This is a genomic window from Pseudomonas tolaasii NCPPB 2192, assembly GCF_002813445.1.
GTDB lineage: Bacteria > Pseudomonadota > Gammaproteobacteria > Pseudomonadales > Pseudomonadaceae > Aquipseudomonas > Aquipseudomonas tolaasii.
The window spans coordinates 5,964,963-5,981,113 of the sequence record NZ_PHHD01000001.1; the positions used below are offsets into that span (position 1 = coordinate 5,964,963).

Below are 16,151 nucleotides of genomic sequence, written 5' to 3' on the forward strand. Positions count from 1 at the left end.
CTTGATGAAACGAACCTTGCTCGTTGTGGCCATGATGGCCTTGGCCGCCTGCAATACTCCCGCCCGCATCGTCCGGCCGGACAGCCAGTCTGTCGAGGAGGGCAAGCGCGCCCTCGAACAGTTGGCACAACTGCCCCAGGCCGTGGAACGCATCCGCGTCGGCGACCAGCTGCGCATCGTGCGTGATGCCGGGGAAATGCCGACGCTGTCGGCATTCAACGTCAGCACCATCTACGAGCTGACGCTGTACACGGTGCAAACCGACGGCAAGATCAACTACCCGTTCCTGGGGCCGATCCAGGTGGCCGGGCGCCAGCCTTCCGAGCTGGCTGCAGAGCTGAGCAAAAAGCTCGCCCCGGTCTATCGCGAGCCACGGGTGACGGTGAACATCAACCAGGCGCCGGGCAACTCGGTGATCGTCGGCGGCGCGGTGAACAACCCGACGGCGGTGCAGATCGGCACGGCCAATACGCTTGAGCAAGCCATCGTGGGGGCCGGCGGGGTCAACCCTTCGGGCGATGCCAGCATGGTCGCGCTGCTGCGTGAGGATACCCAGGGGGTCTATCGCGCTTACTTCCTGGACTTCAGCCAATACCTCAAACCCGGCCCCAACGGGCGCAAATCCGTGCGCCTGCAACGCGGCGACGTGGTGTTCGTGCCCAAATCCAACGTCGGCGAACGCATCCAGGGAGTGGATACCTACTTGAACCAATTGATCCCGTTCACCAAATCCATTGGGGTTGGCTACAACTACACCAAAACCAGCGGCGGCAATAACTAAAGGAGCGACATCCCATGATCGAGATCCGTTCTTTTCGTGATCTTCTGCGCCTGTTCTTCATCTTCCGGCACGAATTCAAACTGGCGGCCGTCGCGGCGCTGGTGATCATTCTGCTGGGGGCCTTTTTGCTGCCGGCCAAGTACGAATCCACCGCGCGCCTGCTGGTCAAACCGGGGCGTGATTCGACGCTGCCGATCGAGATCAGCAACCGCCAGGCATTGGTGATGCCGAGCACCCAGCGCGACCCGATTGTCGACGAGGAGCGCCTGCTGACCGGTCGCCCGATCGTACGCACGGTGGCCGAGCATTACCTGGAAGCCATCGAAAACGCGCCGCCGCCGGAAGGCGTCTGGAAGCGCACCAAGTACTACGTCAAGTCGGGCGTCGGTGCGGTGTTCGACGGTATTCGCGTGGTGCTGGAGACCGTCGGCATCATCGAGAAAACCACGCCGGTGGAACGCCTGGCGGCAAGCCTTGAGAAGAACTTCGAGGTCAGCCACGCCGCAGGTTCCACGGTGATGGACATCAGCTTCAAATGGAATGACCCGGAAATTGCCCAGTCGGTGGTCAAGGACTGGGTCGAAACCTACATCAGCGAACGCACCCAGGCCCTGGGGCGCAAGAGCCTGTACGCTTTTTATGAAGGCCAGGTGAACTCCAGTGCCAACGAGATCAAAAGCTACAAGGAGCAAATCCTCAAGCACTTGAACGAAATCGGCGCAGCGAGCATCACCGATCGCCTGGAAGACTTGTCCGAGCGCATCAACGTGCTGCGCGGCGAGACCTTCAACACCACCCGTTTGATCGCCTCCTCCGACAGCGCCATCGAGAGCACCCGCACCCAGCTCAAGACCCAGCCGAAGGAGGTGACCACGGTTCGCCAGATCGCCCTGAACCCGCAGCAGCAGGACTTGCGTCGCCTGCTCAACCAGAAGCTGCTGGAAAAGGCCGACATGATGCGCACCTACACGGATAACGCGCCGCCGGTCAAAGCACTGGACGCCTCGATCCGCGCGATGCAGGCCCAGGTCGCCAGCGAAAGCAACACGGTGCAAAGCTCGGAAAACCGTGCGCCAAACACCCTGGAGATTCACTTGCAGCGCGTGCTGCTGGATGAGTCGAGCAACAACCAGGCCCTGCGCACCCAACTGGTTCAGCAGCAGAAGCAGTTGGTCAACCTGGAGGCGCAACGCAAGCAAGCGCTGGAGATTGAACCGGAGCTGTCGCGCCTTTCCCGCGAGCTGAGCGCCACCGAGCGCAACTACGCGCTGTACGTGGACAACCTGGAAAAATCGCGCATCGACCGTGAGCTCGACAACAGCCAGATCAGCAACATCGCCGTGATCGAAGAAGCCACCCTGAACCCGGGCCGCATCTTCCCGAAAACCCTGGTGATGCTGGTGCTGGCCATCCCGTTTGCCATCGTGGTCGGCCTGCTGGTGATTTACCTGTGCTACCTGCTGGACCAGCGCATTCATGACGGCGGTTTGGTGGAGCGCAAATTCGGCCTGCCGCTGTGGACCACGCTGCCGGAGTTGGACACCAGCACCGCGCAGGGCACCAACGCGTTCAATGCGAGCATCTACCGGCTGTACAGCCTGCTGCAACCGATCCGCATTGCAGAACACGGCCTGACCCTCGGGCTGACCTCGGCGCGCCATGGCGAAGGCGTGACCTTCGTGGTCGAGCAACTGCGCCAGTTGCTGCAGGAAAACGGCGTGAATGTGCGCGTCGGTGGCCTGGCCGCCGCCGAGCCAGGCGAAGTGGTGCTGCTGGATGCGTCGGCGCTGCTGGATAACCGTGATGCGTTTGTGACCCTGCGCCGCGCCGACCTGATCGGGTTGGTGGTGGAAGCTCAGCACAGCACCGTGCCGGTGGTGGAACATGCGCTGTCGATCCTCAACACCGCGTTCGGCAAGGTGGACGGCATCATCATCAACCGGCGCAAATTCGAAGTGCCGGCCAAGGTGCTCAAAACCATCGCCAAATACCGGGGAGCGTTCTGATGCGCATCGCCCTGCTCGCGCCTTTGCCGCCGGAAAAAAACGGAATCGCCGATTACGCGAACCATTTCAAGTCGGCACTGGAGCAACTGGGCGTGACGGTGGCAACACCGCTGACCGGCGTTGAAGGCAACAGCGTGGCAATCAAACAGGCCCTCGGTGGCTTTGACTGGCAAGGCGTGGACCTGGTCCACGCCGAGCTGGGTGGCGGGCGGTTGGGGGAATTCCTGGCCTTGCGCGAATTGCGCAAGGCTCACCCAAACCTGCCATTGACCGCCACGGTGCATGACCCGGAGCGCATCGTGTGGCGGCGCGAACGGCTGCCATTTCCATTGAATGTGCTGGAACGCTTGCCCAGCCCGCTGCCCCAGGCAGCGGTGGTGCTGGCCGACCCGCTGACCCTGCGCGAAGAACGTCACGTTGCCAAGGGGCTGACGCGCTTGATCACCCTCACCCGTCTCGGCGCCGATTGCCTCACCGAGCGCATGCAACTGCCGGCGGGCAAAGTGGCGGTGATCAACCACGCCAATCTCGCGATTGCACCGGCCACCTTGCCGTCGCTGGACACCCTGCACCTGCTGTATTTCGGCTTTATCTACCGTGGCAAAGGCATTGAAGACCTGTTGCAGGCACTCGCCGCCGTCTTCAAACAAGCGCCCGAATTGCGTGACCGTGTGCGCCTGACCCTGGCCGGTGGCACTGCCGCCGAAATGGCGTTTGGTGCGGGCGGCAATTACCTGGAACACCTGAATGCCCAGATCGCCGAACTCGGCCTTGAGGGCGTCATCGACTGGCGGCTGAACCTGCCGGCCGACGAAATCGCCCAAACGATCCAGGCACACCATGTGATGGTGCTGCCGTATCGCGAATCGAAAAAACTCGGCCTGCTCGGGCGCCAGCGCGGCACCAGTGGCGCGCTGTCCTGGGCCGCCGCGTGTGGTCGCGGGGCGATTACCTCGAATGCCCGGGCGTTTGCCGAAGAGGTCGCCAGCGGCAACGGGGCGATCTACCCGGAAGGCGATGTGCAAGCGCTCAGCGAACAACTGCTGCGCCTGGCACGCACACCGTCGCTGGCGCGGGACTGGGCCGAGCGCGCCGGAGAAATTGGCCGCGAACGCCTGTGGCCGCTGACCGCGCAGAAGTTCAAGCAGCTCTTCGAGCAAACGATCGCGGGAGCTTCTTATGGCGCGTAAACGGACCTATTTCGCCACGCTCGCCGTGATCGCGGCCCTGGGCCTGACAGCCTTTATGTGGGGTCGCCAGGCCGACGCCGAGAACCATGTGCTCAAGGGCAACAAGGTGGTGGTGTGGAAGGATTTTCTCGGGGTGAACGCGCAGTTCCTGTGGTTCAGCCCCACGCTGTATCAACAGCAGATCGACAAACTCAAAGCACTGGGCCTGGAATGGGTGCGCCTGGATTTGCACTGGGACCAACTGGAGCCGGTGCAGGGCCAATACCAGATCGCAACCCTGGATCAGTTGGTCGGCAACCTGCAAACCAACCAGCTCAAATCCGTGTTCTACCTGGTGGGTTCGGCGCCCTTTGCCACCACTGCACCGGCGGGCGCGCCCTATCAGGACCAATACCCGCCGCAAGACCCGAACCTGTTCGCCAACCGCATGGCGTTGCTGGCCCAGCGTTACCCCAGCGTTGACGCCTGGCAGGTGTGGAACGAGCCCAACCTGCTCGGTTTCTGGCGGCCGGTGGCCGACCCCGCAGGCTACGCAACCCTGCTCACCGCCACGGCCAACGCGCTGCGCGCGGTGAACCCGACCAAGCCCGTCGTCGCGGCCGGCATGGCGTTTTTCAGTGAAATGCCCAATGGCCAGACCATGTTCGATGCATTGGGCGCCCTCGGTGTGGCCAACCTGAACACCACGATTTCCTATCACCCCTACACCCAATTGCCCGAAGGCAATGACCCGGCCAACCTCGACTTTATCGCCAAGACCACCGCGCTCAACCAGGCGCTGCGCAACGCTGGTGTGCAAACCCTGTGGAGCACCGAGTGGGGCTGGTCAACCTACACCGGGCCCAAAGACGCCCAGGACATCATCACCCAGCAGGGTCAGGCCGATTACATCGTGCGCCGCGTGGCGCTGATGAGCACCATGGATTACGACAAGATTTTCCTGTTCACCTTGAGCGACCTCGACCAGCGCGCCAGCGTGCGCGATCAGTCTTACGGCTTGCTCGATATCAACGCCAACCCCAAGCCGTCCTATACCGCGCTGAAGAACTTCCTCGACACCACAGGGCCACAGCTCACCCCGGCCGACCCGCCGGTGGCCGACCAACTGCCCGACGGCCTGTTCAGCATCGGCTGGACCCGCGCCGACGGCCACAAACTCTGGTTATTCTGGTCGGCCCAGGGCGGTAACGCGCACTTGCCCAACCTCTCCAGCGCCACCCTGTACGACCCGCTGCGCGGCACCCAAACCCCGGTGAGCGGCACCAGCGGCCTGACCGTACCGGTCAAGTCGAACCTGCAAATTCTGCTATGGGATTAGAGCCTGCCATGCGCATTTTATGGATCCTGCCCTATTCGCCCTGGCCCGCCACCAGCGGTGGCAAGACGCGCCAGTTCCATTTGCTGCGCAGCCTGGCCGCGCGCGGGCACCGCATCACCTTGCTGCTGCACGACAAGCACCCGGTGTCGCTGACCGACCGCCAAGTGCTGGAAAGCTTCCTCGAACAACTGATCATCCTGCCGCGCCGCCCCTTACGCAGCCTGAAAACCCTGGTGGCCGGGCTGTTTGCACCCTACCCGCTGCTGGCCAGCGTCAATGGCTTGTCGGGCGCGTTGCAGGACACCTTCAATCAATTGCTCAACGAGCATTGGGACGTGGTGCAGATCGAGCACACCTACACGTTCCAACCGTATGAAGATGCTCTTGCGCGCAAATCCCAACCGTTTGTACTCACCGAACACAATGTTGAGTCGGCCCTCGGCGCCGCCACCTACGACCGTCTGCCGCGCTGGGCGCTGCCGTTTATTCGCTACGATCAATGGCGTTACAGCCGCTGGGAGCACCGCGTGATGCGTCAGGCCGCGCAAGTGATCGCGGTCACCGACAGCGACGCCCAAGTGCTGGAAAAAATCGCCGGCAAGCCGGTACCGGTGGTGGTCAATGGCGTGGACTGCGACCACTTCGCCGCTGCCCGTCCGGACGCTTCGACCCGTCGCATTCTGTTTCTTGGCAACTATGAATACGCGCCCAACGTGGACGCCATTGAATGGGCGCTGGATGAAATCCTCCCCAAGGTCTGGGAGCGTTGCCCGGATGCACGCATGAGCGTGTGCGGGTTCGGCATGCCCGGCAGCTGGCGCGAGCGCTGGAAAGACCCGCGCATCGAATGGCAAGGTTTTGTGCCGAACCTGCTGAGCCTGCAATCGAGTTGTTCGGTGTTCCTGGCGCCCTTGCGCCATGGCGGCGGCTCCAAACTCAAAGTACTCGAAGCCCTGGCCGCCGGCCTGCCGTTGGCCAGCACCGAGCAAGGCGTGTCGGGGCTGGACCTGGTGGAAGGCCTGGACTACCTCGGCGGCCAAAGCGCCACAGGCCTGGCCGACGCTGTGGTGCGCCTGCTGCAATATCCCGAGGCCGCCGCGCCCATGGGCGAAGCCGGCCGCGCTTATGTGCGCCGTGCCCACGACTGGAGCGTGGCCGCCAGCCAGTTGGAGCAGGTATACGCCACACTGGCACCGCTCAATCAAAAGGAGCCCGCATGCGTATAGGCCTGGATTACCGCACCGTCGGCACCTCGCCGCAATCGGGGATCAGTCGCCAGGTCTATGCGCTGGAAGATGCCTTGCGCGTCCTGCCGGGCATTGAGCTTGAGCGTTTTACCGTAGCGCCGCTGGGGGATGAAACCCGTTTGCATGCTCACTGCCCGGCCTGGGGTTGCGCAAAAACGGCGATGCACCAGCCGCACAATCGCCTGCGCTTTGAGGCCGGTTTCTTACCGCGTGCGTTGCGCGAGCAGCACATCGACCTGTACATCAGCACCTTCAATATGGGCCTGCCGCTGCCGCCCAAACCCAAAGGGCTGCGCACCGTGGTGCTACTGCATGACCTGTTTCAGATCACCTTGAACAACTACCACGCCAACCGCCTCAAGGCACTGATCTACAAGACCAGCGATCGCCTGTCGATTGCCTGGGCTGTGCACAGCGCTGACCGTGTGTGGACGCCTTCGCAGTACAGCGCCGATGAAACCGTGCGGTTGTTTCCAAAAGCGGCGGGCAAGGTTCGCGTGCTGCCCAATCAGGTTGACGGTTTTGTGAGCCTTGCGGCAGACCTCTCGGCGCGCCAGTTACCTGAGCGTTACTGGCTGTTGGTGGGAACCCGCGAATTGCGCAAGAACATACCGTTCCTCGTGGATGCCTGGCAGCAGGCACGCCTGCAATCCCCCGACGTGCCCGAGCTGGTGCTGGTCGGCAGCCTTGAACATTTGCCCGAAGCCCAGCGTAACCTGCCGGGGATTCGCGCCTTGAGCGGCGTGTCGGACGCCGAACTGCACGGGCTCTACCGCCAGGCCTCACGCCTCTGGCAGCCGTCTTATGCCGAAGGTTTCGGCCTGCCGGTGATCGAAGCGTTAAGCGTCGGCACGCCTGTCGCGGTAGCCGGCGGCAGCTCGCTGGACGAAATCACGCCGCCGTCGGCGCCGCGTTTTTCACCCACCGACGGCCCTGCATTGGTTAAGTTGATGCTGGGGTTGGGCGGGCGCTCCCCTGAAGAGTCTGCCGAACACTGTCAGCAGTGGGCGCAACGTTTTAACCGGCACGCCTATCGCCAGCGCCTGGCGCAACTGATCGAGGAATTGAAATGAGATTTTCCCTGGCCAGCCTCGTTGCCGTGCTCTTTGGCCTGTTGTTTGGCGCCCTGGCCCTGGCGCTGTCACCCGTCAAGGCGTTCCTTGCCGTCATCGGCCTGGCGGCTGCGGTGACGATCCTGCGCTTCCCGCTGTGGGGGTTGTTGTTGTTTGCCGGGGTCGCGACCTTTATGCCGTACTCGACCCTGAACCTGGGGATCCGCAGTACGGTCAGCGAAGCCATCCTCGCGCTGACCTGGGGCGCGGTGCTGTGGCATAGCTTTCTGTCGCGCCTGCCCGACACGCCGAGCCTGTCGCGACGCCCCACCGACCAGATGCTATTGGCGCTGATGCTGTTCAGCGTATTCCCCTTTATCGTCGGCCAAGTCACCATCCACGCCGACACCAGCGGCACCGCCAATTGGCTGCGCTGGTTGTTGAACCTGTCGGGGGTATTTCTGGCAGCCAAATTGTTGGTGAACCAGAAACAGCGCGAATCGCTGGTCATCGCGCTGCTGCTCGGCAGCCTGGCCATGCTGGTGCTGTCGATCGCGGTGTTTATACGCACACGCTCGGGTGCGGGCATTGCGCCAGTCCTGGCCCTGTTCAATTACGGTAACTTCGATGCGTTGAAATTTGGCCTTGAGGCCATGTCTTCACGCATGGGCTCACCGTGGATGCACCCGAACGCCATCGGCGGGATCATGGCGCTGCTGCTGCCGCTGGCGTTCTGCTATGGCATGACCGAGCAAGGCTGGAAGCGTGCGCTGGGACTGGGCGTGGCATGCCTGGGCGCCGCCGCGCTGCTGCTCGCCAGTAGCCGTGGCGCGATGGTCAGCCTGGCCCTGGTGTTGGTCTGGATGGCCACCCGTCGCGTGCCGTACACCGGGCGCTTGTTGATGATCGGCGCGGCGCTTACCGTGGCACTGGTGATGGCTTACCCTCCGCTGCAAGACCGGCTGGCGACGATTTTTTCATCGGACAACGCCAGTACCGAAATACGTTTCGATGAATACCGCATGTTCCCCCAGGCGGTAGCGGCCTACCCGCTCGGCATCGGCTTCAAGGTCGATCCGCCGGTACCGGGCACGCCGTTTTTGGGGATCTCCAACCTGTGGCTGAACTACATCTACAAGACCGGCATCATCGGCATGCTGTTGTTTGTCGCGGTGACCGTGCGCTGGTGGCGCGAAGCACGGCCGGAAACCGGCCCGATCCGCCTGACCAAGGACAACGCCCTGTGGCTGGGCAGCACCGCCGGGATTCTCGCAGCGCTGGTCAGCGGTTTGTTTGACCACTACTTCAGTTTTGCGGTGGTGATGGTGTCGCTGTTCTGGCTGATGGTGGGCCTCAACGTGCTCGAAGCCCGACGACTGTTTGCGGCGCGCCTGCCGCAGGTCAAAGCCGTGGCGTTTCGCAAGCCGATGCTTGACGGCGCACGGCCTTAGCCATGCTCGGTTCTGCCGCCTGGCTGACCCTCGCGACCCTGCTCGGCCTGTGCCTGGGGTTCGCGCGCGAATGGCTGCTGGTGGCGGCGTGGGGCGCCGGGGAGCGCAGTGACGCGTTTCTGATCGCGCTGTTTTTGCCCGAGGCGCTGCGCATGTCACTCGCCGGTGGCGTGCTGAGTGCCGCGGCGCTGCCGCTGTATCTGCAACGCAAAGACGCTGAGCGGCTGGATTGGCTGGCCGTGTTGTTTCCGGCGCTGATGCTGATTGCGCTGGTCACAGGCCTGCTGTTGACCCTGTTGGCGCCCTGGCTGGTGCAACTGCTCGGTCCCGGTTTGGCCGACAGCGCCACCGCGTTGGCCGCGAGCAATTTGCAGATCGTGGCGTGGTGTGTGCCGGGCTTGATGCTGCATGCGCTGTTCAGCATTCCGCTGCAGGCCAGCGAGCGCTTTGTGCTGGCGGGGTTGGGCTCGCTGCTGTTCAACCTGCCACCGGTGACCTACCTCGCACTGGCGGGCACGGCCACGCAACCTCACACCCTGGCGCTGGCGTGCCTGGCCGGCAGCCTGTTGATGCCGTTGGCGTTGCTGCCGTCGATGTGGGGTCAAGGCTGGCGACCGTGGCGCTGGCAGCTGGACGGTGCACCGCTGCGCGAACTGGGCCAGCGCATCGGCCCGCTGCTGCTGAGCAATGGCGCCAGCCAGGGCCTGGCGTTGATCGAACGGCTGGTGGCGTCGCTGCTGGGGGAAGGCGCGGTCACCTGGGTCAACCTCGCCCGCAAATTGATGAACCTGCCGCTGATTGCGCTGATGAGCCTCAACCAGGTACTGCTGGGCATGATGAGCCGCCGCCAGGGCGACGAGCGCCTGGCCTTGCTCAAGCGCGGCCTGGAAACGGCCAGCGTGCTGACCCTGCCAGCCGGTGTCGGGCTGGTAGCGGCGGCGCCGAGCCTGGTGGCGCTGCTGCTGCCCAGGCAATCGGCGGACTCGCCGTTGCCGCTGCTGCTGGCGTGGTTCGCCGTGCCGTTGGTGTTTGGCGCGTGGAACGCCTTGCTCGCGCGCTACGCCTATGCCGCCGGCGACACGCGCCAGCCATTGCGCTGCGAGCTGCTCGGCAGCCTGGTCAACGTACTGCTGCTGGGCGCCCTGCCCTTTGTGTTCGGTTTGGCGGGTATTCCGCTGGCGGCACTGGCGGGGGTGATCTGCACGGCGCTGCTGCTGATGCAGCGCCAGTCATTGCTCGGCGCCCTGCCATGGGCGCGGCATTGGGCGCTCAGCGCGCTGGTGATGGGGTTGGCGGCGCTGGGGTTGTTCCGGATTGAAGGCGTGTGGCTGCAACTGGGGCTGAGCACCCTGGCAGGCGCCGTGGTGTTGCTGGGCATGGGGCTGTGGCTGAAGCCGTGGCGCAAGGCATGAATGGGCAAGCGAGGGTGACCAGGTGAAACATCGTTGGATTCAAATGGATATCGCCAAGGGCATCGGCATCCTGATGATCGTGTATGGCCACAGTTGGTTTGTCGCCAACTCGCCGGAACTGCTGTACCCGATCATCGCCTCGTTCATATTGCCGCTGTTCTTTTTCCTCTCCGGGGTGTTCTTCAAGCCCGAACAACCGTTTTTAGAGATGGCGATACGCAAGGCCGACGGCCTGCTCAAGCCCTTCTTCTTCACCATGCTGGTGTACGTGATCGTACGCGCGATACTGCGCGGGCAACCGCTGTTACCGGATATCGGCGGCGTGCTGTACGCCTCGGTCGACACCATTCCGTGGCAAGCATTATGGTTTTTGCCGCACTTTTGGGTCGCGATTCTGTTCAGTTGGCTGATGCTGCGGCTGATCCAGCGCCTGAAGCTTTCACTGCTGACGGGCTGCTTGCTGATGATTGTGCAACTGTTGCTCGGCATCTGGATGCTGCCGTGGTTCTGGCAACAACCGGTGGTCGTCGGCGGCCAGACCTGGACGATGCCCGGCTTGCCCTTCAGCCTCGACGTGACGCTGATCAGCAGCACCTACTTCATCTATGGTTACCTGCTGCGTGACTGGTTGCGCAGGCATGAGGGTTCGTTGTTGACGTTGTTGCTGTCGGTCGCAGCGTTCGCCGGGGTATTTTTCTACAGCCACGACACCATGGACCTGGCGCAACGCCGTTATGACAGCTGGCTGTGGACCAGCCTGTTGGCGGTGATTGGCGTGTACGCCTGCTGGGCGCTGGCCAAGGTGCTGATGGTGTCGACCCTTCTGACGCGGGCGATGACTTACATTGGCCAGTCCACGTTGATCCTGTTGATTTTCCACGGCGAGATTCAACACAAGACTGTCGACCTGATGGAGCGCCTGGGGCTGCATCCCTTCGTGGCGGCGTGCGTGGGTTTGGTGGTGGCGGTGGTGGTGCCGCTGTTGATCGGGGAAGTGATCAAGCGGGTGGCGTTTTTGCGGTTTTTCTACTTTCCGTTTCCGGTGCGTAAACAATCTCAAGCAGGTCACTGAACCAAATGTGGGAGCGGGCTTGCTCGCGAAAGCGGTGGGTCAGTCAGTATTTCTTTATCTGACAAACCGCTTTCGCGAGCAAGCCCGCTCCCACAGGGATTATGCGTTTAGTCGTCCAGTTGCTGCGCAGGCTGCTTGCTGGCTTTTTCCGGCTTGGCTGGTTTAGCAGGCTTGCCGCCCTTGGCGGGCGCCGCCGCAGCAGGCTCCGGCTCCGCAGGCGCAGCAAGGTCTTTTTCAGCCTGCGGCATCTGGTCGATGGCGCTGAAAAACGCCTTCAGGTCGAGGGTATCCGGTGGCACGGTCTTCTCGAGTTTCTTCTCGCCATCCTTGCCCACCAGAATCACCTTGGTGCCGCTGCCGGCGCCGAGCTTCAGGGCACGAATCAATGCATTGGTTTCAGGTGGCGTGAGCTTTTTGTTGTCCTTGGCGTCCTTGGCGAACTTCTCCCCTTCCGCGCCGATGCTGCCGAACTTCACGGTGTAGAACACCATGCTGCGTTCTTCAAAGGACTGCTTGTTGGCAGGCTCGTCCAATTGCTTCTTGAGGGTGGCCAGGGTTTCGTTGCCGGAGTCGAGTTCCACCACCACCAAGGGGCGGGCTTTGCCCAAATCCTGCTTGAGCGGGTTGATATCATCAGCGGCCAACAGCGGCCCCGTAAAAGCCATCAAGGTAGCCAGGGTCAGCGACCGGATGAGCATGCGCACCTCCTTTGAATTCCATGCAGGGTTCTTGAGTTTCATGTGTGCGACAGTCAAATTCAAGGATGATTCCTACACGACTTTAAGAAAGCGTAGGTCAGGACGCCCGCTACGCAAGGGTTTGGCCAGGTTCAATCGTGATTGTTTCCGCTGATTGCGGAAACATCATGAGACGTCCCAATCCGGCCAGTGCCGCGCAAACACCGGGGCCACGACCGGGTCGGCGTCCACCTGCGCCAGGGTCTGGGCGAAGCCGGGGGCCAGGGCCTTGAGCACCTCGCGCGCCTCGTCCCAGCGCGACACCGCGGCGGCCATGATGCCCAATGCATTCGGCACCCCCTTGGGGCCGAATAACTGCTCGGCAAACTGGTCGGCAAACACTACCCAGGCCTGATGCAGGTAGCGGCGCGTGCCCGTGGTCAATTGTGTTTGCACGGTTGGGTCCGCCTCCCCAAGCCAGCGTTGCGGGTAGTCGATGATGCCGATGGCCGAGTAGCAGTTGGCGGCGATGTACACCAACCCCCGGATAATCTGCGCGCGGTTGCCCGCCAGTAACCCGGAGGCGGGAAACTCCAGGCCAAGGTGGATGAGGATCGCGGCGCTTTCGGTCAGCACCTGATCATCCGGCGTGACCAGGGTGGGAATCTGTTTGAGCGGGTTGATCCGCGCCAGCGCTTCACTGCCCTCGGTGTCTTCCCAGGAACTGGCGTTGATCCGCTGCCACTGCACGCTACAACGCTGCAGGGCGATTTCGATCATGCAAGAGCCGGATTCGTCGGTGCCATAAAGCGTGTACATGGGGCTTTTCCTCCTAGCGCTGCAGTTTGGCCTGCAAGCTGGTTTTCACCTGGGGCCATTCCGAATCGATGATGCTGAAGCGCACCGAGTTGCGCTTGCGCCCATCGGGCATGATGCGTTCGTGACGCACGATGCCTTCCTGCACAGCGCCGAGGCGCAGGATCGCGGCGCGGGATTTTTCGTTGAGTTCGTCGGTGGTGAATTGCACCCGCACGCAGTCGAGCACTTCAAACGCATAGGTCAGCAACAGCAACTTGGCTTCAGTGTTAATGCCGGTTTTTTGGGTGGATTGCGCCAGCCAGGTGTGACCGATTTCCAGCTTGCGGTTGGCCCGGTCAACCTTCCAGAAACGCGTGCTGCCCACCACCTGCCCGGTATCCCGACGCACGACGGTGAACGGGATAACGGTACCGGCCTCGCGCCCGGCCAACGCAGTGTCGATGTATTGATCGACGGTGGCCGGGCCGGGCACGTTGGTGACTTTAAGGTTCCACAGTTCGCCGTCGGCGGCGGCATCGAGCAAGGCCGACGCGTGTTCGCGCTGCAGGGGTTGGAGTTCGACTTGGGTGCCGGTCAGGGTGATCTGGGTCATGGAGCGCTGCGCCGTCTGGGTGGTCGTCAGTGACCTAGAGTGCAGGCTGCCACCATGCTCGGGCAAGCGTTTTAAAACAGGCCCATCTGACCGCCGACCAGGGTGGAGAAATCATCATTCACAAACGGCAGGATCGCATCGGCCACCGGCTGCAATTGCTTGGTGACGTAGTGGTCGTAGTCGATCGGCGCCTGGCGCACTTCCAGTGGCTCGGGGCCGTTGACGCTCATCACGTAGCTGATCCAGCCACCGCGCTGGTACTGGCGCGGGCGCCCCAGGCGGTCGTTGTAGTCATCGGCCAGGCGCGCGGCGCGCACGTGGGGCGGCACGTTGCGTTCGTAGTCGTCGAGTCGGCGGCGCAGGCGCTTGCGGTAGATCAGCAAATCGTCGAGCTCGCCGCTCAAGGTGCGGCGCACGTAGTCGCGGATGTAATCCTGATGGGGCTGGCGGTGGAAGATGCGCCGGTACAGCTCCTGCTGGAATTGCCGCGCCAGGGGCGACCAGTCGCTGCGCACGGTTTCCAGGCCTTTGTAGACCATGTCTTCGCTGCCATCGTCGCGCACCACCAGGCCCGCGTAGCGCTTCTTGCTGCCCTCCTCCGCGCCGCGAATGGTCGGCATCAGGAAGCGACTGAAGTGGGTTTCGTATTGCAGCTCCAGGGCGCTTTGCAAGCCGAACGCGTTGTGCAAATGCGCGCGCCACCAGTCGTTGACGTGCTGCACCAGCGCGCGGCCGATACGGCTGGCGTCTTCCCCGGAGTGGGCGCTGCCGAGCCAGACGAAGGTCGAGTCGGTGTCGCCGTAGATCACCTCATAACCCTGGGCTTCAACCAGCTCGCGAGTCTGGCGCATGATCTGATGCCCGCGCATCGTGATCGAGGACGCCAGCCGCGTGTCGAAGAACCGGCAGCCGCTGGAGCCGAGCACGCCGTAGAAGGCGTTCATGATGATTTTCAGGGCCTGGGACAGCGGTGCATTGTGCTCGCGCTTGGCGGCTTCACGCCCCTCGGACACGCGAGTGACGATGGACGGCAGGCAGTGGCGGGTGCGGGAGAAACGCGCGCCGCGAAAGCCTTCCACTGACGCGCTGTCGTCGGGGTGTTTCAGGCCTTCGATCAACCCCACCGGGTCGATCAGGAAGCTGCGGATGATCGACGGGTAAAGGCTTTTGTAGTCCAGCACCAGCACCGATTCATAGAGGCCGGGGCGCGAGTCCATCACAAACCCGCCGGGGCTGGCCTGGGGCGGTTTGTCTCCCAGGTTCGGCGCGACGAACCCCTGGCGATGCATCAACGGCATGTACAAATGGGTGAATGCCGCAACGGAGCCACCACTGCGGTCGACCGGCAGCCCGGTGACACTGGCCCGCTCCAGCAGGAACTTGAGCAGTTCGGTCTTCTCGAAAATCCGCGTGACCAGCTCGCAGTCCTTGAGGTTGTAGCGCGCCAGGGCGGGTTTGTCCTCGGCGAACATACGGTTGATTTCGTCCATGCGCTGGTACGGCGTGGAAATGTCCTTGCCTTCGCCGAGCAAGGTTTGCGCGACGTTTTCCAGGCTGAAGGACTCGAAACTCCAGGTGGCCGAACGCAGCGCTTCGATGCCGTCGATGATCAACCGCCCCGCCGCTGCCGCGAAGTAGTGGTTGCGGCTGCCGTGCTCGCGCCAGGCCATGGGTTCGTCGCCGCGCCCCAGCATCAGCGGCACGTTGAGACGCTGGGCGTGTTCGTGGAGCACGCGCAGGTCGAACTGCACCACATTCCAGCCGATGATCGCGTCGGGGTCGTGGGTGGCGAGCCATTCATTCAGGCGTTCGAGCAGTTGGGCGCGGGTGTCGCAGTAGTCGAGCTTGAAATCCACCGCGTCGGCTTTATTCGGCGGGCCGAGCATGTACACCTGGCGCTCGCCGCAGCCTTCAAGGGCGATGGAATACAGGTCGCCCTGGGCGGTGGTTTCGATGTCCAGCGACACCAGTTTCAGCGGTGGGCGGTAGTCGGGATCGGGTTTCATCTGCGCGTCACACAGCACGCCGCCGGCATCCGGCGTACCGCCAAACCATACCGGTGCAGTGATGAAGCGCTCCATCATGTAGCGCTCGGGCGGGCGCACGTCGCCTTCGTAGACATCCACCCCGGCTGCACGCAGGCGCTTTTCCACGTCCATCGCCTGGCGGTGCTGGCGGGTATAGAGGCCCAACACCGGTCGGTGATGAAAATCACACAGCTGCAACGGGCGTAGTTCGATATCGCGTTCGCCCTTGAGCAGCCAGTCGAGCGGCTTGCGGTGGGCCTCGGGAATGAACATCACCGAGGTCTGCATGGGTAGGCGAACGAACCTGGGCCCGTGGTCGGTGGCCAGCCAGAAACTGACCTCCGTGCCCGCCGGGGTGTCGCGCCAATGCCGGGTCAGGACAAACCCCTGCTGTAAATCCACCGTACCGCACCTCAGGAATCGCTTTCAGGGCGTGATTCTACTCGGCATCCGGGCAAACGCGGCACGTTAACGCGCCCGCGGACCACAATCGGATAATTTTGTTGC

The 16,151-nt window shown here is 62.9% G+C and carries 13 protein-coding genes; 9 read left to right on the plus strand and 4 right to left on the minus strand.

What is annotated here, in order from left to right; genetic code table 11:
* The first annotated feature begins 4 nt into the window (after positions 1-4).
* From ATI14_RS27075 to ATI14_RS27115, 9 genes are read left to right on the plus strand one after another with little or no spacing between them, the layout of a single operon-like run.
* Positions 5-781 (plus strand): polysaccharide biosynthesis/export family protein, encoded by a 777-nt coding sequence (locus ATI14_RS27075; RefSeq protein WP_016968826.1) that lies wholly within the window; start codon positions 5-7, stop codon positions 779-781.
* A gap of 14 nt (positions 782-795) precedes the next feature.
* Entirely contained in the window at positions 796-2,787 is a 1,992-nt protein-coding gene (locus ATI14_RS27080) for a GumC family protein (RefSeq protein WP_016968825.1), read from the plus strand.
* A complete protein-coding gene (locus ATI14_RS27085; protein WP_016968824.1) occupies positions 2,787-3,977 on the plus strand; it encodes a glycosyltransferase in 1,191 nt (396 codons plus the stop codon). Before ATI14_RS27080 ends, ATI14_RS27085 begins: the two co-directional genes overlap by 1 nt.
* Positions 3,967-5,295 carry a GH39 family glycosyl hydrolase gene (locus ATI14_RS27090; protein WP_016968823.1) on the plus strand — a complete coding sequence of 443 codons (1,329 nt, stop codon included), beginning with the start codon at positions 3,967-3,969 and terminating at the stop codon, positions 5,293-5,295. The genes ATI14_RS27085 and ATI14_RS27090 overlap by 11 nt, the downstream gene beginning before the upstream one ends.
* A gap of 8 nt (positions 5,296-5,303) precedes the next feature.
* A complete protein-coding gene (locus ATI14_RS27095) occupies positions 5,304-6,521 on the plus strand; it encodes a glycosyltransferase family 4 protein (RefSeq protein ID WP_016968822.1) in 1,218 nt (405 codons plus the stop codon).
* On the plus strand, positions 6,512-7,615 hold the full coding sequence (locus ATI14_RS27100) for a glycosyltransferase family 4 protein (protein ID WP_080520609.1): 1,104 nt from the start codon (positions 6,512-6,514) through the stop codon (positions 7,613-7,615). The genes ATI14_RS27095 and ATI14_RS27100 overlap by 10 nt, the downstream gene beginning before the upstream one ends.
* Entirely contained in the window at positions 7,612-9,045 is a 1,434-nt protein-coding gene (locus ATI14_RS27105) for an O-antigen ligase family protein (RefSeq protein ID WP_016968821.1), read from the plus strand. The genes ATI14_RS27100 and ATI14_RS27105 overlap by 4 nt, the downstream gene beginning before the upstream one ends.
* 2 nt (positions 9,046-9,047) lie before the next feature.
* Positions 9,048-10,457 (plus strand): murein biosynthesis integral membrane protein MurJ, encoded by a 1,410-nt coding sequence (gene murJ, locus ATI14_RS27110; protein WP_080520610.1) that lies wholly within the window; start codon positions 9,048-9,050, stop codon positions 10,455-10,457.
* Positions 10,458-10,500: 43 nt separating this feature from the next.
* Entirely contained in the window at positions 10,501-11,529 is a 1,029-nt protein-coding gene (locus tag ATI14_RS27115) for an acyltransferase family protein (protein ID WP_016968819.1), read from the plus strand.
* A gap of 107 nt (positions 11,530-11,636) precedes the next feature.
* On the opposite strand, the gene ATI14_RS27120 is transcribed toward ATI14_RS27115, so the two are convergent.
* The 4 genes from ATI14_RS27120 to ATI14_RS27135 all read right to left on the minus strand — a co-directional run bounded on the left by ATI14_RS27120 (position 11,637) and on the right by ATI14_RS27135 (position 16,046).
* Positions 11,637-12,227: a DUF4174 domain-containing protein gene (locus ATI14_RS27120; RefSeq protein ID WP_016968818.1), complete on the minus strand. Its 591-nt coding sequence runs from the start codon at positions 12,225-12,227 to the stop codon at positions 11,637-11,639.
* A 165-nt stretch (positions 12,228-12,392) separates the two neighbouring features.
* Positions 12,393-13,025 carry a glutathione S-transferase N-terminal domain-containing protein gene (locus ATI14_RS27125; RefSeq protein ID WP_016968817.1) on the minus strand — a complete coding sequence of 211 codons (633 nt, stop codon included), beginning with the start codon at positions 13,023-13,025 and terminating at the stop codon, positions 12,393-12,395.
* Positions 13,026-13,038: 13 nt separating this feature from the next.
* Positions 13,039-13,617, minus strand: coding sequence for a GNAT family N-acetyltransferase (locus tag ATI14_RS27130; RefSeq protein WP_016968816.1), 579 nt, complete (start codon positions 13,615-13,617; stop codon positions 13,039-13,041).
* A 71-nt stretch (positions 13,618-13,688) separates the two neighbouring features.
* Positions 13,689-16,046, minus strand: coding sequence for a DNA polymerase II (locus ATI14_RS27135; protein ID WP_016968815.1), 2,358 nt, complete (start codon positions 16,044-16,046; stop codon positions 13,689-13,691).
* Positions 16,047-16,151: the final 105 nt, after the last annotated feature.